This is a genomic window from Nocardia sp. GTS18 (assembly GCF_013839555.1).
Classification (GTDB): domain Bacteria; phylum Actinomycetota; class Actinomycetes; order Mycobacteriales; family Mycobacteriaceae; genus Nocardia; species Nocardia rosealba.
Map to the genome: position 1 here is coordinate 379,995 of NZ_JACBIU010000001.1, position 23,888 is coordinate 403,882.

Annotated in this window: 23 protein-coding genes; 11 read left to right on the forward strand and 12 right to left on the reverse strand. The window is 67.6% G+C overall.

Going from position 1 to position 23,888, the window contains the following annotated elements; all coding sequences use genetic code 11:
• Nucleotides 1-229: 229 nt before the first annotated feature.
• From HYG95_RS01860 to HYG95_RS01870, 3 genes are all read right to left on the reverse strand, one after another.
• The gene (locus HYG95_RS01860) at nucleotides 230-730 is read right to left on the reverse strand and encodes a hypothetical protein (protein ID WP_181696262.1); all 501 of its coding nucleotides are present in this window, start codon (nucleotides 728-730) and stop codon (nucleotides 230-232) included.
• 275 nt (nucleotides 731-1,005) lie between these two features.
• Nucleotides 1,006-2,148: a N(5)-(carboxyethyl)ornithine synthase gene (locus HYG95_RS01865; protein WP_181696263.1), complete on the reverse strand. Its 1,143-nt coding sequence runs from the start codon at nucleotides 2,146-2,148 to the stop codon at nucleotides 1,006-1,008.
• A 52-nt stretch (nucleotides 2,149-2,200) separates the two neighbouring features.
• Complete coding sequence (locus HYG95_RS01870) at nucleotides 2,201-3,157, reverse strand: hypothetical protein (RefSeq protein WP_181696264.1); 957 nt, start codon at nucleotides 3,155-3,157, stop codon at nucleotides 2,201-2,203.
• Nucleotides 3,158-3,466: 309 nt separating this feature from the next.
• Between HYG95_RS01870 and HYG95_RS01875 the strand changes: the two genes are divergently transcribed.
• Nucleotides 3,467-4,315: an LLM class flavin-dependent oxidoreductase gene (locus HYG95_RS01875; RefSeq protein WP_181696265.1), complete on the forward strand. Its 849-nt coding sequence runs from the start codon at nucleotides 3,467-3,469 to the stop codon at nucleotides 4,313-4,315.
• 450 nt (nucleotides 4,316-4,765) lie between these two features.
• Here HYG95_RS01875 and HYG95_RS01880 read toward each other — a convergent pair whose 3' ends face one another.
• Nucleotides 4,766-4,978, reverse strand: coding sequence for a hypothetical protein (locus tag HYG95_RS01880; protein ID WP_181696266.1), 213 nt, complete (start codon nucleotides 4,976-4,978; stop codon nucleotides 4,766-4,768).
• A 159-nt stretch (nucleotides 4,979-5,137) separates the two neighbouring features.
• On the opposite strand from HYG95_RS01880, the gene HYG95_RS01885 reads away from it, so the two are divergent.
• Complete coding sequence (locus tag HYG95_RS01885) at nucleotides 5,138-5,908, forward strand: nitroreductase family protein (protein ID WP_370465646.1); 771 nt, start codon at nucleotides 5,138-5,140, stop codon at nucleotides 5,906-5,908.
• On the opposite strand, the gene HYG95_RS01890 is transcribed toward HYG95_RS01885, so the two are convergent.
• Together HYG95_RS01890 and HYG95_RS25080 are read right to left on the reverse strand one after the other, a co-directional pair.
• A complete protein-coding gene (locus HYG95_RS01890; protein WP_181696268.1) occupies nucleotides 5,829-7,364 on the reverse strand; it encodes an NAD(P)/FAD-dependent oxidoreductase in 1,536 nt (511 codons plus the stop codon). The genes HYG95_RS01885 and HYG95_RS01890 overlap by 80 nt on opposite strands.
• The gene (locus tag HYG95_RS25080) at nucleotides 7,361-9,214 is read right to left on the reverse strand and encodes an acyl-CoA dehydrogenase family protein (protein ID WP_181696269.1); all 1,854 of its coding nucleotides are present in this window, start codon (nucleotides 9,212-9,214) and stop codon (nucleotides 7,361-7,363) included. Before HYG95_RS25080 ends, HYG95_RS01890 begins: the two co-directional genes overlap by 4 nt.
• A 618-nt stretch (nucleotides 9,215-9,832) precedes the next feature.
• On the opposite strand from HYG95_RS25080, the gene HYG95_RS01900 reads away from it, so the two are divergent.
• Both HYG95_RS01900 and HYG95_RS01905 read left to right on the forward strand, forming a co-directional pair.
• A complete protein-coding gene (locus tag HYG95_RS01900) occupies nucleotides 9,833-10,279 on the forward strand; it encodes an NUDIX domain-containing protein (protein ID WP_181696270.1) in 447 nt (148 codons plus the stop codon).
• A 179-nt stretch (nucleotides 10,280-10,458) separates the two neighbouring features.
• Nucleotides 10,459-11,298, forward strand: coding sequence for an NAD(P)H-binding protein (locus tag HYG95_RS01905; protein ID WP_181696271.1), 840 nt, complete (start codon nucleotides 10,459-10,461; stop codon nucleotides 11,296-11,298).
• A gap of 41 nt (nucleotides 11,299-11,339) precedes the next feature.
• On the opposite strand, the gene HYG95_RS01910 is transcribed toward HYG95_RS01905, so the two are convergent.
• Nucleotides 11,340-11,816 carry a MarR family transcriptional regulator gene (locus HYG95_RS01910; protein WP_181696272.1) on the reverse strand — a complete coding sequence of 159 codons (477 nt, stop codon included), beginning with the start codon at nucleotides 11,814-11,816 and terminating at the stop codon, nucleotides 11,340-11,342.
• A gap of 46 nt (nucleotides 11,817-11,862) precedes the next feature.
• Nucleotides 11,863-13,023 carry an MFS transporter gene (locus HYG95_RS01915; protein WP_370465647.1) on the reverse strand — a complete coding sequence of 387 codons (1,161 nt, stop codon included), beginning with the start codon at nucleotides 13,021-13,023 and terminating at the stop codon, nucleotides 11,863-11,865.
• Nucleotides 13,024-13,310: 287 nt separating this feature from the next.
• Between HYG95_RS01915 and HYG95_RS01920 the strand changes: the two genes are divergently transcribed.
• On the forward strand, nucleotides 13,311-14,108 hold the full coding sequence (locus HYG95_RS01920; RefSeq protein ID WP_181696273.1) for an SAM-dependent methyltransferase: 798 nt from the start codon (nucleotides 13,311-13,313) through the stop codon (nucleotides 14,106-14,108).
• Between the two features lie 53 nt (nucleotides 14,109-14,161).
• Here the strand turns inward: HYG95_RS01920 and HYG95_RS01925 are convergent, their stop codons facing one another.
• Nucleotides 14,162-14,308 (reverse strand): DUF1059 domain-containing protein, encoded by a 147-nt coding sequence (locus tag HYG95_RS01925; protein ID WP_181696274.1) that lies wholly within the window; start codon nucleotides 14,306-14,308, stop codon nucleotides 14,162-14,164.
• Between the two features lie 104 nt (nucleotides 14,309-14,412).
• Between HYG95_RS01925 and HYG95_RS01930 the strand changes: the two genes are divergently transcribed.
• From HYG95_RS01930 to HYG95_RS01955, 6 genes are all read left to right on the forward strand, one after another.
• The gene (locus HYG95_RS01930; protein ID WP_370465648.1) at nucleotides 14,413-15,885 is read left to right on the forward strand and encodes an aldehyde dehydrogenase; all 1,473 of its coding nucleotides are present in this window, start codon (nucleotides 14,413-14,415) and stop codon (nucleotides 15,883-15,885) included.
• Nucleotides 15,886-15,897: 12 nt separating this feature from the next.
• On the forward strand, nucleotides 15,898-16,647 hold the full coding sequence (locus HYG95_RS01935; protein ID WP_181696275.1) for an SDR family oxidoreductase: 750 nt from the start codon (nucleotides 15,898-15,900) through the stop codon (nucleotides 16,645-16,647).
• Nucleotides 16,644-17,528 carry an NAD(P)-dependent oxidoreductase gene (locus tag HYG95_RS01940; RefSeq protein WP_181696276.1) on the forward strand — a complete coding sequence of 295 codons (885 nt, stop codon included), beginning with the start codon at nucleotides 16,644-16,646 and terminating at the stop codon, nucleotides 17,526-17,528. Before HYG95_RS01935 ends, HYG95_RS01940 begins: the two co-directional genes overlap by 4 nt.
• Entirely contained in the window at nucleotides 17,525-17,911 is a 387-nt protein-coding gene (locus tag HYG95_RS01945; RefSeq protein ID WP_067635398.1) for a carboxymuconolactone decarboxylase family protein, read from the forward strand. Before HYG95_RS01940 ends, HYG95_RS01945 begins: the two co-directional genes overlap by 4 nt.
• A gap of 32 nt (nucleotides 17,912-17,943) precedes the next feature.
• On the forward strand, nucleotides 17,944-18,531 hold the full coding sequence (locus HYG95_RS01950; RefSeq protein WP_181696277.1) for a TetR family transcriptional regulator: 588 nt from the start codon (nucleotides 17,944-17,946) through the stop codon (nucleotides 18,529-18,531).
• Between the two features lie 128 nt (nucleotides 18,532-18,659).
• Nucleotides 18,660-20,009 (forward strand): cytochrome P450, encoded by a 1,350-nt coding sequence (locus tag HYG95_RS01955; protein ID WP_181696278.1) that lies wholly within the window; start codon nucleotides 18,660-18,662, stop codon nucleotides 20,007-20,009.
• Between the two features lie 50 nt (nucleotides 20,010-20,059).
• On the opposite strand, the gene HYG95_RS01960 is transcribed toward HYG95_RS01955, so the two are convergent.
• The 3 genes from HYG95_RS01960 to HYG95_RS01970 all read right to left on the reverse strand — a co-directional run bounded on the left by HYG95_RS01960 (nucleotide 20,060) and on the right by HYG95_RS01970 (nucleotide 23,790).
• Nucleotides 20,060-20,833, reverse strand: a complete 774-nt coding sequence (locus tag HYG95_RS01960) for an SDR family oxidoreductase (RefSeq protein ID WP_181696279.1) — start codon at nucleotides 20,831-20,833, stop codon at nucleotides 20,060-20,062.
• 85 nt (nucleotides 20,834-20,918) lie between these two features.
• Complete coding sequence (locus tag HYG95_RS01965) at nucleotides 20,919-22,145, reverse strand: cytochrome P450 (RefSeq protein WP_181696280.1); 1,227 nt, start codon at nucleotides 22,143-22,145, stop codon at nucleotides 20,919-20,921.
• A 10-nt stretch (nucleotides 22,146-22,155) separates the two neighbouring features.
• The gene (locus HYG95_RS01970) at nucleotides 22,156-23,790 is read right to left on the reverse strand and encodes an acyl-CoA synthetase (protein WP_181696281.1); all 1,635 of its coding nucleotides are present in this window, start codon (nucleotides 23,788-23,790) and stop codon (nucleotides 22,156-22,158) included.
• Between the last annotated feature and the right edge of the window lie 98 nt (nucleotides 23,791-23,888).

Sequence of the window (23,888 nt, forward strand, 5' to 3'; positions counted from 1 at the left end):
ACCACAGCGAAATCGATCCCGGGAGTCGGCCTCGGGTTCAGCATCGATACGGGCGGCACGCCTCGACGGCACCCGCCGATCGGTTCCGGCGGCGGATGTCGCGTGCGGGCGTCGCGGCCGCGGTCGTCGGCACGGGAATCGGGATATCGCTGATAGTGCGGGCGGATTCGAGCCTGCCGACGAACAATGCGGCGATATTCTCGGGCGAACCGTCCGTACAGATTTCCAGCTACTGCGCCGTCGACGACAGTCCCGCTGTGGTCGATTCCGGCGCGGTAGCCGCCGCACCGAGCGAGGTCGCCGTTCCTGATGTCGCCTCGAGCACCGACCCGGCTACCGATGCCGGATTCGACCAACCGGACACCGAACCGCCGAGTACCGCCCCCGCACCGGAAACGACGACCATCGTGACCACCGATCCCTTGCCTGCGGATTCGCCGGATACCTCGGTCAGCGTGAGTTTGTCCGTCACGGCAAGCCTTTCGGTACAGGCCACACCGCCGCCACAAGATCCGGGTGTCGCGTCGGTCCCGGAATCCACAGTGCCCGTCACCGCGATTCCCCCGGACACCTCGACGGTCGGTCCGAGCACAGTGACGGTAACGGCTGATCCCCCGACCGTCACCGTCACATCTACCACCACGACCACCGCGGCGCCGACCACCACGACGAGTACACCCCGCACCACAGTCCCACCGAGCTCGACCACCGCCGCGCCATCGACGACCACAACGACACGGCCCCCTCCCGCGACTACGACGCCGACTGCGACGAAGCGCGCACGCCCGACTCCATCCCTCGCGCGCCCACCGTCCACGTCGTCACCAGCAACGACAACGAGGTAGACGCCTCGCAGACCACCACGCGAATCCTGAGCTCGGCGAGCACCGGCAACCACATCGGTTTCGGGACGGGCCCACACGTCGGTACCTACGAGGTCGGAAGGCCCGCTGAACTGCGTCTCGTCGGGCTACGCGACGTGCACGATAGAGATGGTGGCCTGCGTCAGTTCACCGCGTAGGGGTAGGCGTCGGAGCGGTCCTGGAACGACAGGATCCGGGGGTTCTGCACGCGACCGCCTCGGATCTCGATGGCGCGGCGAATCGTGTCGCTGGCGTCCCACGCGCCGGGGCCGGCGAGCACGACCGGCAGGTATTCGAGCAGGGCCTCGGAGTTCTCCCAGGTCGCCGAGTCCCACAGGAAGGACGGGCTGTGGTCGACGCCGTAGTAGTGCAGCTCGGTGCCCACGGCGAACATGGGGTCGGCGAACGAGGTGGGGCGCGCCCATTCGAAACCCATCCCCTCGTCGCAGGAGACGTCGATGAACAGCGTGCCGCGTGAGAAGAGGTCGAGGTCGTCGTTGGTCACGAATGTCAGTGGTGCCTCGGTGTCCTGGAACATGCAGTTCACGACCACGTCGTAGCCGGCCAGCATCTCCGCGAGCGGGCCCGGTTCCGGTGCCTTCAGTGCCAACGTACGACTCGGGGTGGCCGGGTCACGCTCGAAGTGCTGCATCCGCACCGAAGCGAAGGGCGAGGCCACCGCGGACACGCTGCGCTGGGTCAGCACCGTCACATCGCTGATGCCGAGCGCCGACAGCGCCCGCACGGCACCGCGCGCGGTAGCACCGAAGCTGATCACCGCGGCTCGCATCCGGCGACCGTAATCGCCGGTGACACCACGCAATTGGAGTGCGTGCAGCACCGAACAGTAGCCGGCGAGCTCGTTGTTCTTGTGGAAGACGTGGACGCTGAACACGCCTGCCTTCGTCCAGTGATTCATCGCCTCCCACGCGATCAGGGTCAACTCCCGATCGATGGCCAGCTGGGTGATTCGCGCGTCCTGCACACAGTGCGGCCAACCCCACACGATCGTGCCGGGCCGCATCTGCTCGAGGTCTTCGGCCAGCGGTTTGGCCAGCAGCAGCACATCGCATTCGGCGAACAGCTCTTCGCGGGTGCGGAAACCGGCGACCAGCGGAGCGAGTGCCTCGTCGGAGTAACCGAAACGGTCACCATAGCCACGTTCGAGAAAGATCTGCCCGCGCAGTCCCGGGTCGATGCGGTCGAGGTGGGCCGGATGGATGGCCAGCCGATGCTCGTTTTCCTTGCGGGAGGTCGCGACGACGCCGACGGTCAGGTCTTTCACAGTTGCTTCACCTGGTGAGCCTACCCGCTACCTTCGGCCCGGCCCGATCGGGTCAGTTCATCGTGCCTTCCATGGGGATGTAGATCTCCGATGCCTCGACGAACGCGCCACCGATCCGTGCGGCCAGGGCCAGTGCCTCGTCCGTCTTGCGGATCGCGGTGCGAATCACGTCGCCTTCGTCGTCCTCGTCGCCCGCAGCCACCAGCTCGTCGGCCTTGCGCGCCAGCCAGTGCCGGGTCACCGGTACGGCGGCGGGGGCCGCGTATCCGCCGACCTCGTAGTTGCCCGGAATGGTGTAGTTGACCGCCCATTCCAGTGCGGGGAACTCCGAGCGCATCAGACCGAGCAAGGCCGAGTTGTCGACCAGGCCCGAATAGCCGTCCGATCCGGCTGTGCGCTCGAGCAGCGTCGGCCATACCCGGCCGCGCTGGATCCAGCCCGGCAGAATGTGCGCGAGGAACTCCACCAGAACGAACTGCAGGTTCCCGGCGAGTATCTCGCCCGGATCCGCGGTTTCGCCGTCGGGTGTGGTGAACGACTGCCGTGCCCGCAAAGCTCGCACCGCTTGGCGCAGCAGGACGACCTTGCCCGAGATCGCTTCGCCGACATACCGATCCGGCGGGAGTGTGCCCTCCATGTTCGGCCGCACACGACCAACCAGTGTGCGGTCGAGCAGCGACAATTGCTGAACCGCGAGGTGATCCACTTGTTCCGGGGTGCACCGGTTGTATTGCAGCACCGTCTCCGCGACGTCGTCCGGGGTCTGTGCGGTGACGAAGTAGGGCCTGCCCCACACATACAGCTGCGGGTCGAAGTCGGCGTTGCCGCCCAGTTCCTCCAGCGCGCCCAGGCCCCACGCATTGGCCCGGAACCGGACCTTCGTCTGTTCCACGCCGAAGCGGATCAGATCATGCAGATCCTCGTCGGTGCCGTACCCGGCGATATACGGAAGTACCCGATTCTCGACCATCCGCATGTCGATCGCATGAAAACTGACGTCATACCCCATAAGGGTCAGACAGTACCCGCACCGGCGGACAAGTTACTTATCCTGCTGTCCCACAGCCTATTTCACCTCATCATAGTGTCTCGCCGGTACAGGGGAGGCGGCATCAGATGATCGGACGAGGAAGGCGCTCGGGTGAGGGTCGGCTCGGACGAATATCGACTTGCGGGTTTCGTGGCGGGCGTCGTATCGTGGCCGCAATCCGATCGGTGCTCTCCAGGAATACAGTCGCAGTGTGGGAGCCCCGCCTCATCTGAGCAGGCGTGGAGTGGGCGGCGTAATGACGCACACCCATCTCCGACGGAGGATTTCATGCATATCGGACTCGGCCTTCCCATCGCCGACCCCAGCACGCTGCCAGAATGGGCCGTCCGTGCCGAAGCCGCCGGTTTCGCCACCCTCGGACTGCTCGACCGGCTGGTCTACGACAACCCCGAACCGCTGGTCACCCTGGCGGTGCTCGCTGGTCGCACCACTCGTATCCGGTTGCAGACCGAGGTACTCATCGCACCGCTGCGCGAGCCCGCGCTGCTCGCCAAACAGGTCGCGACGCTGGATCGGATGTCCGGTGGTCGCTTCGTGCTCGGCCTCGGTGTCGGCGGTCGCGACGACGATCACGAGGCGAGCGCCACCGATATCCGCTGCCGCGGCCGCCGTATGGACGAACAGCTCCGCCTCATGCGCCGGCTGTGGGCCGGTGACCGATTCAGTGACAGCTGCGGGCCCATCGGTCCCTCGCCGACCACACCGGCAGGCCCTGAACTGCTGTTCGGTGGCTTCCAGCCCGCCGCGATCGACCGCGTCGGCCGCTGGGGCGGCGGGTTCCTCGCCGCTGCCGCGCCGTCCTGGGCGGGCGGCCTCTTCGACCTGGCCCGCGAGTCCTGGAGCAACCACGGTCGCTACGGCTCACCACGCATCGTCGCCCAGCTCAACGTAGTCCTCGGTCCGCAGCCGGTGGTCGACCAGGCCCGCACCGCTGTGCTCGACTACTACGAGTTCAGCGGCCGTGCGGACTACATGGCCGGCGGCATACTCACCACCGCGGCGCAGATCGGTTCCGCCATCAAGCAATTCGAGGACCTCGGCGCCGACGAAGTCATGCTGTATTGCTACGGCACCGATCCCGATCAGATCGACCGTCTCGCCGACGCCGTGCTCTGATAGCAGGGCCCGAGCGCCCTGCTGGACGGATACCATCGACGGCATGTGTACCTATGCGTTCGTGCACTACAAGCTGCACTGGGTATGCGTCGCGTGCCGGTTGTCGTTCAAGCGTCATCCATCGGAAGACGGTGTGCCGCATCGTTGCCCACGGTGTACCCGGCCGATGTCGTGCGCGGGGCGTGACTTTGCCGCTCCTGCGCGCCGTGATGTCGACGGGTGGTCCGTCGTCGGCGTCGTGGTCGGTGCAGGACTGCGATACGAAGGGTTCGAGCCGTGCGGGTGCGGGCGTGAACCGAAGTTCCGGCCACGCACTCGTGCCCAGGTGCGAGCACGGAAGGTCTTCGCCGCTCGATACGGGCTTGCGCTGGGTGAAGCACTCGGCCGCCCGCAACTATGACAGCACCGCTGGTCCCGCTCAGGTACGGCCGACGCGAGCCGGGAAAGACTCTAGCGTTGCGGGTCGTCGTCGGACTGGTGGTGCGCGGGGGCGAGGAAGGTCGGGAACTGGTGACCGGTGGTGATCGGCGTTGCCGCCGTGGGTTCGTTGTGGTGGGGGGTACTGAACAACGGGACGGCGTTCGAAGACACGGTGAGCTCGACCTCGTCGGTTCGGGCGGGTTCCGGAGGACGGCCGGACGTGCGCGGGTGTAGGTCGGTCATGGATTCCCCCTGGGAGTGGCTTCGAGCCGTGGTGACACCGAGCATAGCGACGACCTCCGACAACCCCTGTATGGTCGCATGCCTGCCCGGTCCCCCGCGGCCCAGGACGGTCGGACCGTCCGAACCGCGAGCGTGCCCGGGAAGGTCGGGCCTGCTCGAGTGGTTGCCTTTCGTGTGACCGTCCACGCCACCGCCCTGCACCCTTTCGTCCTAGAGCGCTACAGCCCCACGGGTTTCCGTCGTGACCACACCCTGTCATCGGCCGAAGTCCACTCCCTTTTCGAGGCTGCTCGACGCGCGCCTTCGGCAGGCAATTCGCAACCGTGGCGGTTCATCGCCGGTATGCGCGGTGACGCTGTCCATCGGCGGCTCACCGGTTTCCTCGCGCGAAGTTCCGCGGCGTGGGCGCCGGATGCGAGCCTCCTCGTCGCCAACCTCGTGCAGCGGCGGGTGGAGGACACCGACTTCGAGTACTCCGAGTTCGCCGACTACGACCTCGGACAGGCCGTGGCGCACCTGACCTTTCAGGCCAACGCACTCGGACTCCAGGTGCATCAGTTCCGGGCATTCGACCGGGACGGACTGCACCAGGAGTTCGCATTGCCTGACCATTGGGAGATCGCGACGATGGCGGCCGTCGGGCGGCCGGGCGGCGACGCCACTGGTACGGATCGTCGGCGTAAACCGTTGGACGACGTCATGTGGACGGTCGCGAACATCGGTTCACAGCATGCAGATCCGGAGCTGCCGAAGAGTGATCGGGCGATGCCCTCGAGGAGGAGCCGATCTCCTCGAGGGCGCGCACCGGGCGATCAGATCCGCCCGGTGCTGGTTCCGCGAATCGAGGCCACTATCCCGTTCGGCACGGTTCGTCGTGTGGGCGTGGTTGCGGGCCGCCCGAGAGTCGTCCCGGGGAGTCCGGCACCGTGAACGAGAGGGCCGGGTTGTTTCCGGCAAGCGCCTTTCCGAAAGCTGCCACCGTTCCCGGCCAGGCGTTGGTGACGGTGCCGTCGGCCGTTTTCCACCAGGTCGTTGCCTTGCCGTCGCGCCAGACGGTCCGGTCGAGCGCGTCGTCGAGGTGGTCCAGGTAGGTCGCCATCGCCTGGTCGGTGACCTCGATCGGTTCGCGCAGCCGGGCACTGAGTGCCAGGCAGCGCATGATGTAGCGAACTTGATGCTGTTTGACGGCGGGATTGCTGTTGGTTGGGGTGAACGAGTGCGGTCCCGCGATCAGATAGAGGTTGGGAAAGCCGGGTACGGCCAGTCCGTAGAAGGCGGTCGGGCGACCCTCTGTTCGCCACCGGTCGTGCAGCTCGACCCCACCACGCCCACTGACCCGGACGCCGTCGAGGAACTCCCGGGCGCGGAATCCGGTGGCCAGGACGATGAGGTCGGCGCGGCGTTCGATGCCGTCGACGGTGCGGATACCGTCCGGGACGATCCGGTCGATCGAGTCGGTGACGAGTTCTACGTGGGGCTCGGTGAGCGCCCGGTAGTACCCGCTGTCGATGAGGATGCGTTTTTCCCCGATCCGGTGGTCCGGGGTGAGCTTTCGGCGCAGCTCCGGATCGCGTACCTGGCGTCGAAGATGTTCCCGGGCAACGAATTCCAGCGATCTGGCCGACCATCCGGCATGGGTGGTCGGGGCCAGGACAAGGTCGGCGGCGCGGTACAGTCCGGCGCGGTACAAGCCGTGCAGGCCGGGTACATGGGTCAGCGCCCACCGCGACATCGTTCCGAACGACGCGGCGGGCTTGGGCAGTACCCACGACGGGCTCCGCTGGTAGACGGTGACCGAGGAAGCGGTGCGCGCCAGCTCCGGAATCATCTGTGCCGCCGAGGATCCGGTGCCCACCACCGCGATGTGTCCGGTGCGGTCGGCCGTGTGATCCCAGCGCGCGGAGTGGAACATCGGGCCACCGAAGGTGTCGGCTCCGCGCAGCTGTGCGACAGCGGGCCGGTGCAGCTGGCCGACCGCCCACACCACCGCTCTGGTGCGGATCAGCTCGCCCGCCGACGTGGTGAGCGACCAGGTGCGGTCGTCGTCGCGGTAATCGGCGCTCACCACCGCGGTGTCACAGCGCAGATGGGGACGCAGCCCGTGCCGGTCGGTGACCGCACCCAGATAGGACAGGATCGCTTGCGCGTCGGGGTAACGCACCCGAGGGTCACGGTAGGGGTCGAAGGCGAGCGAATACAGGTGCGCGGGCACGTCGCAGGAACAGCCCGGGTAGGTGTTCTCCCGCCACACACCGCCGACCTCGGAACCCTCCTCGAGGATCAGGAAGTTCTGCACGCCCGCCTCTTTGAGTTCCCACGCCATGGTGAGCCCGCCGAACCCGGCCCCTACGACGACGACCTCGTATTCGACACTGTGTCCGGTCATGCCCGCACCTGCCCGGCGATCGAGCGCAGCACCTCGCCGAACGGGGCTGTCTTCCCGCCTGCCCAGGTCTCCCACCACCGCAGATAGTCCGGGGATGCCATCGGCGCATCGAAGGGATCGAGTTCGATGTCGAAGCCGTCGACCAGAACATTCAGGTGCGCACCGAGATAGTCGATGCCACAACGCAATTCCTCGTGGACACGGTGGGCGTGCCGGGGCGGCAGCTGCCCGTGGGCAGCGAACCAGCTGCCGTGCGCGCGGATTCGCTCCAGCGCGTACACCACGCAGGCGGACTCGAGCAGGTGGCGGGCCGATGCGTCGTCGGCCGTGACACAGGCCTGGAACAACGCGGTGGCGGCAAGCCTTTCGCTGGTAGCGGCCGCGAGCTCGACGGCGGCGGTGTCGCAGTCGACCGCGGTGCTCGCGACGGCGATGTCACCACGGCGCAGCGCGGCGGCGAGCGCCGACTCCCGCTCGGCGAGCATGCGGATGTACCAGGGCAGAAGGTCCGGCGTGGCCGGTAGCGCCAGGGCCGATTCCGCGCGGGCGATGAGGTGCCCGGCCTGCTTCCAGAGCAGCTGGGACTCGCCCTCGGCGGTGATGATGCCTTCGGTGTTGCCGATCCAGTCGACGATCCAGTTGGTGCGCAGCGACCCCTGCGCCGCACTGCGCTGACGGCAGGTCAGCAGCACGTCGTGGGCGGTGTAGGCCAGCAACGGTTTGGCAAGCATCGACCACAGCGCGGAGAACGGTTCGGCGGCGGCCACGCGCAGGTCCTGGATGCGGCGGCCGAGGATGCTGGTGGCGTAGGTGGAGGCCAGTGCGGAGACAAGATCACGGCGAACCGTTCCCCGGTCGGCCATCGAGGTCCGGCCACCCGGCCGGCGCTGACCGGCGTAGTTCACCGTCACCGCCAACGCCGCACGCGCACCGGCGGCAGCCGCACCGGCCAAGTCGAGCCTGCCCTCCCCCAAGGCCGTGATCGCGCGGTGAAAGCGTTGCCGCACCGGTACTTTCGATTCGAATCCACCAGCGCCCAGCACCGCCCACCGACCGCCGAGCAGTGCGTCGACCGGGACGAACACCGCGTCGAACCGGATCAGCGCGTGATCCATCGGCACCCAGCCCTTGTCGGGCAGCGGCGCGACGTTCAGCCCGGGCACGAGCCCCTGCCCGGTACGCAACCTCAGCAGGAAAGGCAGCACGCCTTCGTCGCGACCGTCGGCGATCAGGCGGGCGGTGACCACACCCGTCTTGCGGGTGGTCGGATCGGCCATGTTCGGCATGAACTTCCAGCTGTCGGTATCGGGCGAGTCGAGCCAGAACCCACCACGGGCGCCGTCCCAGGTGGCGGTGGTCTGCTGGTCGGCGCCGTTGGTGCCACCGAGCTCGGTCAGCAGCAGCAGGCCGATCGCCTCCCCGGTGTCGAGCTCGGCGAGGAGTTCCCGCTGGTACGCCGAACCGTTGCCGAGTGCGGTGATCGCCCCGATCGCCAGGTCGAGATGGCCGGTGAGCACGGGCAACAGGTGCGGGGCGTAGACCGCCGCCCACTCGCACAGCACACCGCGTAACTCGGAGTCGGCGGCGATGGCGGTCGCCGATCCACCGAGGGCCGCGATCGTCGCGCGCAGCAGATCCGGTGCCAGCGCGGCCTCGGCCGACGAGGTGAGCCCCGATCGCGGCCGGTCGTTCAGGGCGATGGTCGTGGCACGCACCCGGCGGTGCGTCGCACGCGAATCGCCGAGAATCGCCGTTCGCAACGACTCGACCGTCGGGTCGGCCGGTGCCGTGAGCGGCCGATGGGCCGAATCCGGGCACACGGGAACAACAGGAACATCTAGTGTGGTCACAGCAGCGCTCTCCCAGTGTCTGCGTTGCTCCGCGCGGCGGTGGCGACCGCCACGCAGAGCTCTTTCGGGTGTCTCCCCGTGCTCGCGGGGAGACACCCGATCCGATGTCCGGGGAGAATCCGCACCAGCACAACGGCGCGGCCCCGGTCCCGTACACGAACGACCGACCGCACCGGCGGCCCACGGCCACACGGAATGCCCTTCGGGGCAGTAGAATTGAGCACACCCATACCGTCGGACTCCTCCATGACTCCGGACACAGCCGAACACTGATCGCCTGCCTCCGGGTCCGGAGTTTGCTCTCCGTCCGGCGCGCGCAACCGCAATCATCCAGCAATCGCTACCCTGGATCAGGTGTGTAGCGGTCGAGTCGGGGTGTCGTCCCGATCAGCGGCGGCGTGGGGGTTGACCAGCGGGAATGATGACACGTCAGCGAAGGTGTGGGGGCGCGATCGACCTTCGGCCGTGCACCGGTTCGTCGGATGGGCGCCCGAGTACCGCTGACCGACGACCCATGAATTGACGTGCGTTCCCGGACCGCTCGGCGACTGCGGGAAATACGATCGTGCTCGGTCGCGTCCACCGGGGTGCGATGCCGGGAGCTGTTGGGAGACAAGCGTGGTCGAACGGTTTCGGAGCGTGGTGGATGTGCATCTGGTCTTGGTGCGCGACGGGAAGTTGTTGTGGTCACGGCGGTCGAACACCGGATTCGCCGACGGGGAACTGGGATTGGTGGCCGGACACCTCGAGGAGGGCGAGGACGTGGTCGAGACAGCCATTCGGGAGGCCGAGGAGGAAGTGGGGATCCGGCTGCGCCCCGAGGATCTGACGTGTGTGCACGTCATGCAGCACCGCTACGGGAATCAGCCGCACAGAGTGGGGTTCTTCTTCCGCGCCGAGCGGTGGGACGACGACGTGGTCAACCGCGAACCGCACAAGTGCTCCGAGCTGACATGGCGGGAGATGAGCGAGATTCCGAGTGACGCGATCGCCTATCAGGTGGCGGCGATGCGCCGGATCGCCGACGGTGAGAGTTTCAGCGTGTACGCGACAGACGAGCGATGAGCTGGAACGTGCGGGCGAAGTGTGTGTCCGTTCGCGACAGATCAGCCCTTGCCTCGGTGACGAGCATCATGGCGAAGTAGTTCGGTTTCCGTACTATATCTCTCCCCTGCTAGTTGATATGCTTCTCATATCATACGTACTCGGTACTTGTTGGTACCGAAAGGGAAGGGAAGTAGATCATGTTCGTCGTCATCGGAGCCACCGGGATCGTCGGCCGGGAAGTCATCTCCCACTTGGTAGCCGCAGGCGCACCCGTCACGGCGGTCACCCGCGATCGCGATGCCGATCTGCCCAGCGGAGTTGTTGTCGCGCAAGGCGATCCGGCGGGTGCGCGCATTCCGGACGACGTGTGGAAGGGCGCGGAGGCAGTGCTGTTGAGCTCGCGTGGTGCCCTCGACTCCGCGGCCGGGATCCTCGCCGCGGCAGCGGATCACGGGGTCGAGCGGGTCGTGGTCATCTCGGCGGCGACCGTCGAGTACCCCGCCGGGGAACCGCGCTTCATGGCGGGGTTCCGAGCCCTCGAAGCCGCCGCCGAGAGTTCGGGCATGGCCTGGACCGCCTTGCGCTGCAGCGATTTCGCCGCCAACACCCTGGCCTGGGCGCCGCAGCTACGCGCCGGTGACGTGGTGCGCGGTGCGTATCGGGACGCGGCCACCTCACCGATCCACGAACGCGATATCGCCGCTGTCGCCGTGCGCGCACTGACCGAGGACGGACACGGAAACCGCTCCTATGTCCTCACCGGTCCCCTGTCGCTGACCCAACCCGACAAGGTCCGCATTCTCGGCGAGGTGACCGGTCGCAACCTGTCGTTCCTCGAACTCACCCCCGACCAGGTGCGGGCCGCGATGACGGCACAGGGACTCCCCGAAGACATCCCGGCCCGGCTGCTCGGCTCGCTCGCGGACTACGCCCGCGTTCCCGGCCCGACGACCACCACGGTCGCCGACATCCTGGGCCGTCCCGCACAGGATTTCGCCAGCTGGGTCACCGACCATGCCGCCGTCTTCACCCGCTGACCGGAGGACTCGCCGATGACATCGAACCCAGCGGCACCCGTTCATCGGGCGAGTTCCTCGGCGGATTGCTGCCCGGCACCACCGGTGCGCCGGAGGAAGTCGGCGATCACCGTGAGCTCGTCGTCGGTGTAGTCGGCGCACAGCGCGTCCATCCGGTTGTTCATGCCGGAAAACACCTCGTAGAGCGCCGAATTGCGTTCGCGCACGGCACGGACGGTGACCGCCCTGCGGTCGGCCGACTCCGGGTCGCGTTCGCGCACGACCCATCCACCGTTCTGCAAGCGGTCGAGGATCCCGGTCAGCGTAGCCGGGTGCAGGCCGGCCCGGCGCGACAGTTCCTTCGGCGACATCGGCCCGTGCCGGTTGATCAGATCGAGGCAGGTGAAGTCCACTTCCCGCAGCTCCACCTGCCCACCGAATCGCCGATTGAGCAGCGACATTTCGATATTCAAGTCACGCAGGGCGTCTTTGACCTCCACCGTGAGCTTGCGTCGCCGAGCCGCTCCGTCCGCCGCCATCCGCGCCCTCTTCTCCTACTCACCGAACAACCATACGAGTTTCATATTATACGCGCGGCGATCGTGCTGTGCTGATCGCGGCGACGACGATGGCTGTCGCCGCGATCAGGGCGGTGGCCGGCCACCCGAACCACTCGACCGCAGCGGCGCCGAAGGCGGTCCCGAGGCTGCCGCCGATGAAGTAGACCAGCATGTACGCGCTGTTGAAGCGTGCCGGTGCGTCGGGTTCGATTGCCAGGACCGTGCTCTGGTTGGCCACCTGGGCAGCGAAGAGCCCGGCGTCGAAGGCCGCCAGGCAGACCAGCGTCACGAGTGTGTTCGCGAGGCTGAAACCCATGACGACGGTGGCGGTCCCGGCGAGGACGAGGCCGGCGAGGATCACCCGGCGAGCACCGTCGCGGTCGGTCCGTGTGCCGGCGATCCGGGTGGCCAGGACGCCCGAGAGACCCGCCAGCGCGTAGAGGCCGATCCGTTCGGCCGAGTAGGAGTACGGGGGCTCCGAGAGTGCCACGGCGATGCCCGCCCAGACCGCGCAGAAGGCGAAGAACCACAGGAAGCCACGCACAGCGGCGACACGAAGCGTCGCGTGGTGGACGAACAATCCGGGCAGGGACCGCAATGTCGAGAAGTAGCCGCGCTCAGCGGTGCCGGTCACGGCGGGCAGCGCGGCGAGGCAGCAGACGGCGAGCAGAGCGCAGCCGGCCGCGAAGACGAGCAGCATCGCGCGCCAGCCGATCTCGTCCGCGAGCCACCCACCCACGATCCGGCCGGCGAGGATGCCGACGGAGATGCCGGCGGTCACCATCCCAAGGACCGTCGCGCGCCGGTGCGGGTCCGCCAACCGACCGGCGACGGAGCTCAGCCCGGCCCCGACCGCCGAGCAGGCGCCGACCAGACCGATCATCGGAGCCAGCACGGCGGCGCTGCCCGCGGCGGCGCTGGCCGCGAGCGCACACGCGAGTACCCCGAACTGAGCGGCGAGGACACGGCCGGGAGCGAAGCGGTCGACCAGCGGCACCAGCAGACCGAGTCCCAGCATGTAGCCGATCGGCCCGCAAGCCAGGGCGAATCCGACAGCGGTGATCTGGGTGCCCAGCGAATCCGCCACGTCCGCGATGGCGGGCTGCATCGGATAGATCGTCGATGTACCGACGGCAGCCGCGAGTGCCATGAACAGGATCAGGGGACGGTGGAGCCGGTCGGTCACAGGGGTCTCTGCCCAGGTATCAGGGTTCACTCGACCGACCGTAGGGAGCCGCGAATCGGGTTACCGGCGGGAAACGACCTGACCGTTCCCGTCCGGGACCGCCTTGCCGGACCCGAGATCCGCAGTGCGAGGAGCGGTTTCGATCGGCCCGAACAGGTGAACCACGAATCTGCTCGAGCACGGCATCAATCTTGTACTGTCGCAACCAGATCAGATGCTGTGCCGCGCCGGCGGTGTGGACCGGCGGGCCGGCCAATTCGCAGTCGATTCGCAGAGGAACGAGACCCATGGCCGACGTAGACACCCCACAGATCAGGACCGACATCCCGCATTCGGCGCGGATCTGGAACTACTGGATGGGGGGCAAAGACCACTATGACATCGACAAGATCGCCGGTGACGCGGGCTTGGCCGTCGACCCGGACATCTCGACCATGGCGGTGCAGTCGCGGCAGTTCCTGATCCGGGCGGTCCGGTTCCTGGCCCGTGAGCGCGGTATCCCGCAGTTCCTCGACATCGGCACCGGGCTGCCGACCATGCAGAACACCCACGAGGTCGCCCAGGGTGTCACCCCCGACGCCCGCGTGGTGTACGTCGACAACGATCCGCTGGTGCTCACCCACGCGCGGGCCCTGCTCACCAGCACCACCCCCGAGGGTGTCACCACCTACATCGACGCCGACTTCCACGAGCCCGAGAAGATCGTCGCCGACGCCCGCAACGTGCTGAACTTCAACGAACCCATCGCGGTGATGTTCATGGGCGTTCTCGGCCACGCCAAGACCTACGAGGACCTGCTCCGCATCGTCGGCACCGTGCTGGCGGCGGTCCCGTCGGGCAGCTACCTCATCATGTGGGACGGCACCGACGACAGCCAGGCCTATGTGACGCTGTGCGAGAACTACACCGGCACCGGCGGCACCCCCTACATTCCGCGCACGCAGGCCCAGATCCAGGCGGTCTTCGACGGCCTGGAGTTCGTGGAGCCCGGCTTCACCTCGATCACCCAGTGGCGTCCCGAGGATGCCCAGGTTGGCGAGGTCCAGCCGATCTCCGCGTACGGCGGGGTCGCCCGCAAACCCTGAACCGACCACGACAGCGGGCCCGCACCGGCACACGGTGCGGGCCCGCTGTCGTGTCAGTAGGCGAACAGCAGGATCTCCTCGCGGGTGTAGTCGTGGTCGGGATGGTTCGCCGCCAGGTGCGCGTTCGCGTGCTCGACCAGGTCGTCCTCGTCGGCGCCGACGATGAGGTCTCCACAGGGGCATCGCAGTCTGGTCTTCATGGCATTTCCTCTCGCGGGCAACGGTTCCGGCCGATGCGCCCTTGCTCACCGACGGTACGGTGAAATACAGTCTAGACACCTGTCCAGACAGTGAGGGAGACACGGTGCCGAGCAATCTGCGTCCTGAGGACGGCTGCACGCTGCTGATCGACGGAAAACTGAGCCGGGGATCGGGCGGGGTGTTCGCGACCGGCAACCCCGCTACCGGCGAGCGCCTCGGCTGGGCGGCCGATGCCACGACCGAGGACATGCGCGCGGCCGTCACCGCGGCCCGCACCGCCTTCGACACCACCGGGTGGTCGACCGATCCCGCGTTCCGGGCGCGCTGCCTGCGCCAGTTGCGCGAGGCGATGCGCGAGCACATCGAGGAACTGCGTGAGATCACCATCGAGGAGGCGGGCGCGCCCCGGATGCTCACGGCGGGACCCCATCTGGAAGGGCCGGTGAACGATCTCGGCTACTTCGCCGATCTCGCCGAATCCTATTCCTGGCGCACCGAGATGCCGATCGCCGAACCGATGGGGATGCGTACCCGCAGGGAGTTGCGGCGCGAGGCGGTGGGCGTCGTCGGGGCGATCACGCCGTGGAACTTCCCGCATCAGATCAACCTCGCCAAGATCGGGCCCGCCTTGGCGGCGGGCAATACCGTGGTGCTCAAACCGGCCCCCGATACCCCGTGGTGCGGTGCGGCGCTGGGGATTCTGGCCGCCGAGCACACCGATATCCCCGCGGGTGTGTTCAATGTGGTGACCGGCTCCGACCACCGGATCGGCGCCCAGCTCGCCGAGGACCCGGACGTGGATCTGGTGTCGTTCACCGGTTCCACCCGCACCGGGAAGTCGGTGATGGCCGCGGCGGCGGCCACGGTGAAGAAGGTGTTCCTCGAGCTCGGCGGCAAGTCCGCGTTCGTCGTCCTCGACGACGCCGATATCGCGGCGGCCTGCGCGATGGCCGCCTTCTCGGTGTGTGTGCACGCCGGTCAGGGCTGTGCGCTGTCCACCCGGTTGCTGGTACCGCGCAGCGCTTACGAGGCGGCTCTCGAAGCGACAGCCAGGACCATGTCCGGCATCCGCGCAGGTGACCCGGACGATCGACGCACCGTGTGCGGTCCGCTCATCTCCGAGCGACAGCGCGAACGCGTGGAGGGCTACATCTCGCTGGCTCGCAGCGAAGGCGGTGAGGTGGTCGTCGGCGGCGGTCGCCCGACCGGACGCGACGCGGGCTACTTCGTCGAGCCGACCCTGATCGCCGGGCTGACGAACCAGTCCCGGGTGGCCAGGGAGGAGATCTTCGGGCCCGTGCTGGTGATCCTGCCGCACGACGGCGACGACGACGCGATCCGCATCGCCAACGACTCCCCCTACGGCCTCTCTGGCTCGGTGTGGGGCACCGATCCCGCCCGTATCGACAAGGTCGTCTCCGCCGTCCGCACCGGAACGCTCGGCGTGAACGGCGGCACCTGGTACTCGGTCGACGCGCCTTTCGGCGGCTACAAGCAATCCGGCATCGGACGCGAGATGGGCGTCGCCGGTTTCGAGGAATACCTCGAAACCAAACTCGTGGCCTACCCGGCCTGAAGGAGAACAGACATGACACGTTTCACCGACCGGACCGCGATCGTCACCGGCGCGGCACAGGGAATCGGCGCGGCCTACGCCAAGGCGCTCGCCGCCGAGGGCGCCCGCGTGGTGGTGGCCGACATCAATGCCGAGGCGGGTGAATCGGTCACCAAGGAGATCACCGCGGCAGGCGGTGTCGCCGCGTTCCGCGAGGTCGACGTCGCCGACCCGGATTCCGCGGCCGCGCTCGCCGCGTTCACCGTCGAGAAGTTCGGCGGCATCGACCATCTGGTGAACAACGCGGCCATCTACGGGACCATGAAGCTGAACCTGCTGCTCACGGTGCCGTGGGACTACTACAAGCACTTCATGAGCGTGAACTTCGACGGCGCGCTGAACGTGACCCGCGCGGTCTGGCCGACGATGCGCGCCAGTGGTGGGTCCATCGTGAACCAGTCCTCCACTGCAGCATGGACCTATTCGAGCTTCTACGGACTGGCCAAGGTCGGCGTGAACGGCCTCACCCAGCAGCTGGCCCACGAGCTCGGCAGTTCCGGCATCCGGATCAACGCCATCGCCCCCGGCCCCATCGACACCGAGGCGACCAAGACGATCACGCCGTCGGTCATCGTCGACGACATGGTGAAGCGGTTGCCGCTCAAGCGGATGGGCACACCGCAGGATCTCGTCGGCGCCTGCCTGTATCTGCTCTCCGACGACGCCGCCTGGGTGACCGGGCAGATCTTCAATGTCGACGGCGGTCAGGTGATCCGCTCATGACCACCGAGAACGCGCCACGCCTCGGCTACATCGGGCTGGGCAACATGGGTGCGCCCATGGCGCGCAGGCTCGTCGACTGGCCGGGCGGGTTGGTGGTGTGCGACGCGCGGGCCGATGCCACCGAGAAGTTCGCCGCCGCGGGCGTGGCGGTGGCCGCGACACCGGCCGAGGTCGCGGCCCGCGCGGCGGTGATCTCGGTGACCGTCCTCGACGATGCCCAGGTCCGCGACGTACTGACGGGTCCGCAGGGAATTCTGTCGACTGCCGCCGCGGGCACGGTGGTCGCCGTGCATTCGACCATCGCCGACAGCACGGCAACAGAATTGGCCGAGGAATGCGCGCGCCACGAGGTGGAGCTGGTCGACGCACCCGTCAGCGGCGGTGCGCCCGGCGCGAAACAGGGGCGCCTCGCGGTGATGGTCGGCGGCAGTGCGACCGCGTTCGAGGCGGTGCGAGCCCCGTTCACCCGCTTCGCTGATCTCGTGGTCCACGCGGGCCCGGTGGGTGCGGGTACCCGGATGAAGCTCGCCCGCAATCTGGTGCATTTCGTCGCCTTCGCCGCCGCCGCCGAGGCCTCGCGCCTGGCCGAGTCGGCCGGGCTCGACATCCGCCGCCTCGGTGAGGTGGTGCGCCATTCCGACGCCGTCACCGGCGGACCCGGTGCCATCCTGTGGCGCGAGAGCACCGCTCGCCTCGTCGACGGTGATCCGTGGCTGCCGATCATGTCGCACGTGCGCGACCTCGGCGAGAAGGATCTGGCGCTGGCCCTCGACCTCGGCGCCCGGCTCGGCGTCGAATTACCGCTCGCCCGAATGGGTTTCGAGCATCTCGCCGAAGGCCTCGGCCTTCGGGTCCCCACATCCGACAGGAGCAGCACATGACCGACGACGCCCGCGCCCGCGGCCTGGCCCGCATGAAAGAGGTCTACGGCTGGCAACCGCCGGAGATCGACGGCGCGTTCTTCGCCACCACCGTCGATCACCTCTTCGCCGAGATCTGGTCGCGCCCCGGCCTCACCGACCGCGACCGCCGCCTGCTGCTGCTCGGCGCGCTCACCGCCCAGGGCCGCATGGAAACCGCCGAAATCCAGATCCACGCCGCCCTGCACAACAAGGAGCTCACCGAGGAACAGCTCCGCGAAATCGCCCTGTTCCTGTGCCACTATGTCGGCTGGCCCAACGGGACCCGGCTCGATACCGCGATCAGCACCGTTTCCGAACGGGCGCGCGGGGGCGGCGAACCGCGCATGCGCAGGCCCAAATAGGTATCCCATGTACCTGCGACTAATATGGAATTGTGTCCGAAAACCATTCTGATCCCGCGATTCTCGAGGCCACGCGCAGGCGCCTGACCGAGAAACAGGCCGATACGGTCGACCGGCTCACCCGCGCCGCCGTCGACGTCATCACCGAGCAGGGTTATTCCGGACTCACCGTGCGCCAGGTGGCCGCCGCCGCGGGTGTCGGAACCGCGACCGCCTACACCTATTTCTCGTCGAAGGAACACCTCGTCGCCGAGGTGTTCTGGCGTCGCCTGCTGCAGACGCCGCAGCTCGAACACGACGACGACAAGTCGGCGGCCGAGCGGGTCGTCGAGACGCTGCGGCAGGTGTCGCTGATGGTCGGCGGGGAGAACGAGCTGGCGGGTGCGGTGACCAGCGCCCTGCTCGGCCAGGATCCCGACGTATCGCATCTGCGGGTGCGGATCGGCCTGGAGATCCGGCAGCGGATCGCGCGGGCGCTGGGCCCCGACCACGATCCGGATGTGCTCGAGGCGTTCGAATTGCTCTACGCGGGCGCGCTGGTGCGTGCCGGGATGGGATACGGGACCTACGACGAAATGGCGGACCGGATCGAGAAATCGGTCTATCTGATCCTGGAATAGTCTGCGCGACAACAGAAGCCGTCATCCGGATAGCCGGGTGGCGGCTTTTTCGCGCATTGCGCCACGCCCGAGAACTGTAGTACCGTCTGGACACGTGTCTATATGACCCAGAGATTGAGAGGTCTTCGATGACGCTTCTGAAACCGCGACGGGTCTCCGGCGGCGAACACGAGCACGGTCACCTCGAGGAAATGCGTTCCGATCCGATCGCCCTCATGCGCCGGGTGCGCGAGGAATGTGGCGACGTGGGCGTTTTCGAGTTGGCCGGGCGCGACGTGGTGTTGCTCTCGGGCGCCGAGGCCAATGAATTCTTCTTCCGCGCCGGCGACGAGGACCTCGACCAGGAGGCCGCCTACCCCTTCATGAAGCCGATCTTCGGTGAGGGCGTCGTCTTCGACGCCAGCCCGGAGCGACGCAAAGAGATGCTGCACAATCAGGCGTTGCGCGCCGATTACATGCGCGGCCACGCGGCGACGATTTCGCACGAGGTGGACCGGATGATCGCGGACTGGGGCGAATCCGGCGAAATAGATCTGCTCGACTTCTTCGCCGAGCTCACCATCTACACATCATCGGCCTGCCTGATCGGCACCAAATTCCGCAACGAACTCGACAGCCGTTTCGCGGAGCTCTATCACGATCTCGAGCGCGGCACCGACGCGCTGGCCTACGTCGACCCGTATATGCCGATCGAGAGTTTCCGTAAACGCGACGAATCGCGGCGCGAACTCGTCGAATTGGTCGGCGAGATCATGGACCGTCGCATCGCCGCACCTCCCCAGGGTAAAGAGGAACGCGATCTGCTCGACGTGCTGGTTTCGGTGCGCGACGAACAGGGGGCACCGCGCTTCTCGGCGTCGGTGGTCACCGGCATCTTCATCTCGATGATGTTCGCCGGTCACCACACCACCTCGGGGACCTCGGCGTGGACGATGATCGAGCTGCTGCGCCACCCCGACACTCTCGCCGATGTGGTCGGCGAACTCGACAGCCTCTTCGCCGGCGACACCGAGGTGAGTTTCCGTGCGCTGCGCCAGATTCCGCGACTGGAGGCGGCGTTGAAGGAGACGCTGCGGCTACATCCGCCGCTCATCATCCTGATGCGGGTGGCAAGGGACGAGTTCGAGGTGTGTGGGCACCGCATCGCGCCGGGCGACCTGGTGGCGGCCACCCCCGCGGTATCCAACCGGCTGCCCGAATGCTTCCCCGACCCCGATACCTTCGATCCCGGCCGCTATATCGACCCCGAACAGGCCGATATCGTCAACCGCTGGACCTGGATCCCGTTCGGCGCGGGCAGGCACCGCTGCGTCGGCGCCGCGTTCGCGCTCATGCAGATGAAGGCGATCTTCTCGATCCTGTTGCGCGACTGGGAGTTCGAGATGGCGCAGCCGTCGGAGAGTTATCGCAACGATCACTCCAAGATGGTCGTGCAGCTGCAGCAGCCGTGTCGGGTGCGTTACCGCAGGCGACGCTGAGGACACACGAACGCCGCCCCGAAGTTCGGGGCGGCGTTCGGCGTCGTGGGTCAGCGCAACGGGGATTCGGGCTGGACCTCGCTGACGATCACGTGGGCACCCCGCGGTGTGCTCACCACGGCGGTGACGGCGTCGGCCAGGTCCGAGGCACGCAGCATGTAGGGGTGGCGCGCGAAACCCCAGCGCGACCAGTCCTTCAGCAGCGGCTCGATGTCCTCGACCGTCGCATCGGTGCCCATCTCGGTGGCCGTGGGACCGGGCCGGACCAGCGACACTCGAACCCCGGTGCCCTCCAGCTCCATGCGCATCTGGGTGGCCAGCGTTTCGATGCCCGCTTTGGCGGCGCTGTAGGCCCCGGTGCGCGGCCGTGGGGTCACCGAGCAGTCCGAGCCGATGAGCACCACGTCACCGCGCCGCCGTTCGATCATGCCGGGCACGAGCAGGCGGAGCAGGCGCTGTGGGCCCGCGAGATGCACGTCGAGCTGGCGGACGAAGTCGGCCGAGGACAGCTCGTGCACGCACCCGAATTTCACCACCCCGGCGGCCGAAACCAGGATCTCGATATCACCGAGTTCGCGCTGCGCGGCGGCCACGAACTCCTCGACCGAGTCGTCGTCGGTGACATCGAGCCGGTGGGCGAACGCGGTGCCGCCCTTCTCCCGGATGGCCGCCGCGACGGCCTCGCACTCGGCCTCGCGCCGTGCGCCGAGCGCGACCGGATGACCCAGTTCGGCAAGGGCTTTCGCGGTGGCGGCGCCGATGCCGGACGAGCCGCCGGTGACCACGGCGGGTCGCACCGGTGGGTGGGGTTCGAATCGTGGCATGGCCACACCTTCCTTCCGTCCAGACAATACCTGGACACCTGTCTGGACATTACTACGAATCAGTCGTGCCGACCGGCGATCCGCCTCACTCGTAGGCGACCTGCCAGTGCTTGATCCCGTTGACGAAGCTCGACCGCAATCTGGTCGGCTCGGCCACCTGCCGCAGCCGGGGCATGGCGTCGGCGATGGCTCCGAAGATCAGTTCCAGTTGCAGCCGTGCCAGATTCGCGCCCACGCAGTAGTGCGGGCCGGTCCCACCGAACCCCAGGTGCGGGTTGGGGTCTCGCAGGATGTCGAAGGTGAACGGGTTGCCGAAGGCCGATTCGTCGAAATTGGCCGAGCTGTAGAACATCGCCACCCGCTGTCCGGCGCCGATCGGCTGACCGCTCAGTTCGGTGTCCTCGGTGGCGGTGCGCTGGAACGCGATCACCGGGGTGGCCCAGCGGACGATCTCGTCGGCGGCGGTGCGTGGGCGCTGCGCGCGGAAGAGTTCCCACTGCTCGGGATGGTCTACGAAGGCCTTCATGCCGTGGGTGGTGGCATTGCGGGTGGTCTCGTTGCCCGCGACGGTCAGCAGGATCATGAAGAACCCGAATTCGTCGGGTGTCAGTGAGCCGCCGTCGATATCGGCGGTGACCAGTTTCGACACCAGGTCGTCGGCGGGGTCGAGGCGTCGCGATTCGGCCAGCTGCCAGGCGTAGCCGAGCAGATCCGCGGTGGCGCCGATGGGGTCACCGTATTCGGGGTCGTCGAAGTTGAGCATCTGGTTGGACCAGTCGAACAGGCGCAGCCGATCCGGTTGCGGGATGCCGAACAGTTCGGCGATGGCCTGCAGCGGCAGCTCGCGCGCGACCTGGTGGACGAAGTCGCCGCCGCCGGTCGCGCGGGCGGCGTGCACGATGGCCTCGGCGCGTTCGGCCAGCGCGGCGCGCAGCGCCTCGACCGCGCGTGGGGTGAACCCGCGCGAGATGATGCGGCGCACGGCCGAGTGCTTGGGTGGATCCATGTTGAGCAGCATGGATTTCGTCGCCTCGAAGGTGTCGGCGGTGACGGTGCCGGGGAAGCGGATCACCGAACCCTTGGTGCTCGCGGAGAACAGGGTGGGGTTGCGAGAGATCGTCCGCACGTCCTCGTGACGGCTCACGACCCAGAATCCGCCGTCGTCGTGGGGCACGCACATGTCGTCGGACTGCGCGTTCCACCACACCGGGGCGGCCTTGCGCAACATCGCGAATTCCTCGACGGGCGTGCGCTGTGCCCAGAGTCCCGGGTCGGAGAAGTCGAGGCCGGCGGGCAGGGTGAGTGGGGGCATCGGAATCTCCTCACATCCGCGTCGCGACGCCGCGCGCCCACCGGTAGTCGGCCTTGCCGGTGGGTGAGCGCAGGATTTCGCGACAGCGCAGGATGGCTTTGGGCAGTTTGTAGCGGGCGATGTGCTTGGCGCATTCGTCGAGCAGTTCGGCATCGGTGACGGTCTCGTCGTCCACCTGGACGAGGGCGACGACCTCGCTACCCCACCGCTGCGACGGTCTGCCGACCACGACCACGTCGAGCACGCTCGCGTGGGCGGCCACGGCGCGCTCGACCTCTTCGACGAAGATCTTCTCGCCGCCGGAATTGATCGTCAGGTTGTCGCGGCCGAGCAGTTCGATCCGGCCCTCACCCAGCACCTTCGCGCGATCACCCGCGATCGACCAGCGCACACCGTCGACGACCGGGAAGGTGCGCCGGGTCTTCTCCTCGTCACCCAGATAGCCAAGCGGGATGCGGCCCTTACGTGCCAGCCAGCCCGAGGCGCCCGGTTCGTCGAGCAGCCGGGTGAGGTCCTCGTCGATCACGGCGGTGTCGGTATCGGCGGGGACGAAGCTGCCCGCTGTGGTTCGGGCGTCGGCGTCGTAGACCTGGGTCATCTGGATGCCGGACTCCGAGGAGCCCACCGAGTCGACGACGAGTACGGGTTTGCCGAAGGCCGCGATCAATCGCTGTCGCACGGCCGGGGTGAGCGGGGCGCCTGCGTTGTGCACGGCCGCCAGCGACGGCAGATCGTAGTGGCGCCGCTCGAGTTCGGCGACGATCGGTCGCGCCATGGCGTCACCGACCAGTGGAAGGGCGATCACGTTCTCCCGGGCCACGGCCTCGAGTACCGAGGTAGCGTCGAAGCGGTCGACCACGGTGGGCAGCACGAGGGTTCCGCCGTTGGTGACGCATTGGAACAGCAGCCACTGGGCGGCGCCGTGCATGAACGGCGCGGCGACGACCAAGCGGTAGGCGCCCCCGGTGACCGTGGCCGAATCGGCCAGTTCCGCATAGGAACTCAGTTGCACGCCGGTGCCGAAGCGGGTGCCTCCCATGGCGGCGAGGTAGATGTCGTCCTGACGCCACAGCACACCCTTGGGCATCCCGGTGGTGCCGCCGGTGTAGAGCAGGTACAGATCGTCGCCGTCGGGTTCCGGCAGCTCGCCCTCGGCGGTGGCGACGGCGGTCTCGTAGTCGATCGAGCCCGGCAACAAGTCGTTGCCGCTGCTGTCGGCGACCTGGATCAGGAGTGGCGGGTCGGTCAGCGTGGGCAGTACCGCGGCCACGCGTGGGGCGAATTCGGCGTGGTACACCAGCACCCGCGCCCGGGCGTCGTGGAGCAGGTACAGCAATTCCTCTTCGACGTAGCGGTAGTTGATATTGAACGGCACCGCGCGCGCTCGGTAGGCACCGATCAAGATCTCCGGGTACTCGGTGCCGTTGCGCAAATAGACGCCCAAATGGTCCTGCCCGGACAAATGCCGGGCGGTCCGCTCGACCTCGGCGCCGATCCCCCGCGCGGCCAGGAATCGAGCGAATCCCGTTACCCGGCGGTCGGTTTCGGCATAGGAGATCCGGCGGTCACCGTGCACGAGGAATTCGCGCTCCGGAATGGCCGCGGCCACGGTCGCGAATACGTTCGACAAACTGAAACCAACCATGCAGTGCCTCGCAACTCGATGCCGGTTCGCTATTTCTGAATTTCTGTCCGGACAGGTGTCCATGATACGGAGAATCCCGCTCGTTCGGGGTGATTCGC

What these genes read in the sequence shown, in the direction of transcription:
- HYG95_RS01910 (WP_181696272.1), bottom strand. Translation starts at nt 11,816, where the DNA reads ATGGCGGCGGACGGAGCGGCTCGGCGACGCAAGCTCACGGTGGAGGTC.
- HYG95_RS01875 (WP_181696265.1), top strand. Translation starts at nt 3,467, where the DNA reads ATGCATATCGGACTCGGCCTTCCCATCGCCGACCCCAGCACGCTGCCA.
- HYG95_RS01920 (WP_181696273.1), top strand. Translation starts at nt 13,311, where the DNA reads ATGGCCGACGTAGACACCCCACAGATCAGGACCGACATCCCGCATTCG.
- HYG95_RS01940 (WP_181696276.1), top strand. Translation starts at nt 16,644, where the DNA reads ATGACCACCGAGAACGCGCCACGCCTCGGCTACATCGGGCTGGGCAAC.
- HYG95_RS01890 (WP_181696268.1), bottom strand. Translation starts at nt 7,364, where the DNA reads ATGACCGGACACAGTGTCGAATACGAGGTCGTCGTCGTAGGGGCCGGG.
- HYG95_RS01955 (WP_181696278.1), top strand. Translation starts at nt 18,660, where the DNA reads ATGACGCTTCTGAAACCGCGACGGGTCTCCGGCGGCGAACACGAGCAC.
- HYG95_RS01905 (WP_181696271.1), top strand. Translation starts at nt 10,459, where the DNA reads ATGTTCGTCGTCATCGGAGCCACCGGGATCGTCGGCCGGGAAGTCATC.
- HYG95_RS01925 (WP_181696274.1), bottom strand. Translation starts at nt 14,308, where the DNA reads ATGAAGACCAGACTGCGATGCCCCTGTGGAGACCTCATCGTCGGCGCC.
- HYG95_RS01880 (WP_181696266.1), bottom strand. Translation starts at nt 4,978, where the DNA reads ATGACCGACCTACACCCGCGCACGTCCGGCCGTCCTCCGGAACCCGCC.
- HYG95_RS01960 (WP_181696279.1), bottom strand. Translation starts at nt 20,833, where the DNA reads ATGCCACGATTCGAACCCCACCCACCGGTGCGACCCGCCGTGGTCACC.
- HYG95_RS01945 (WP_067635398.1), top strand. Translation starts at nt 17,525, where the DNA reads ATGACCGACGACGCCCGCGCCCGCGGCCTGGCCCGCATGAAAGAGGTC.
- HYG95_RS01935 (WP_181696275.1), top strand. Translation starts at nt 15,898, where the DNA reads ATGACACGTTTCACCGACCGGACCGCGATCGTCACCGGCGCGGCACAG.
- HYG95_RS01970 (WP_181696281.1), bottom strand. Translation starts at nt 23,790, where the DNA reads ATGGTTGGTTTCAGTTTGTCGAACGTATTCGCGACCGTGGCCGCGGCC.
- HYG95_RS01870 (WP_181696264.1), bottom strand. Translation starts at nt 3,157, where the DNA reads ATGGGGTATGACGTCAGTTTTCATGCGATCGACATGCGGATGGTCGAG.
- HYG95_RS01965 (WP_181696280.1), bottom strand. Translation starts at nt 22,145, where the DNA reads ATGCCCCCACTCACCCTGCCCGCCGGCCTCGACTTCTCCGACCCGGGA.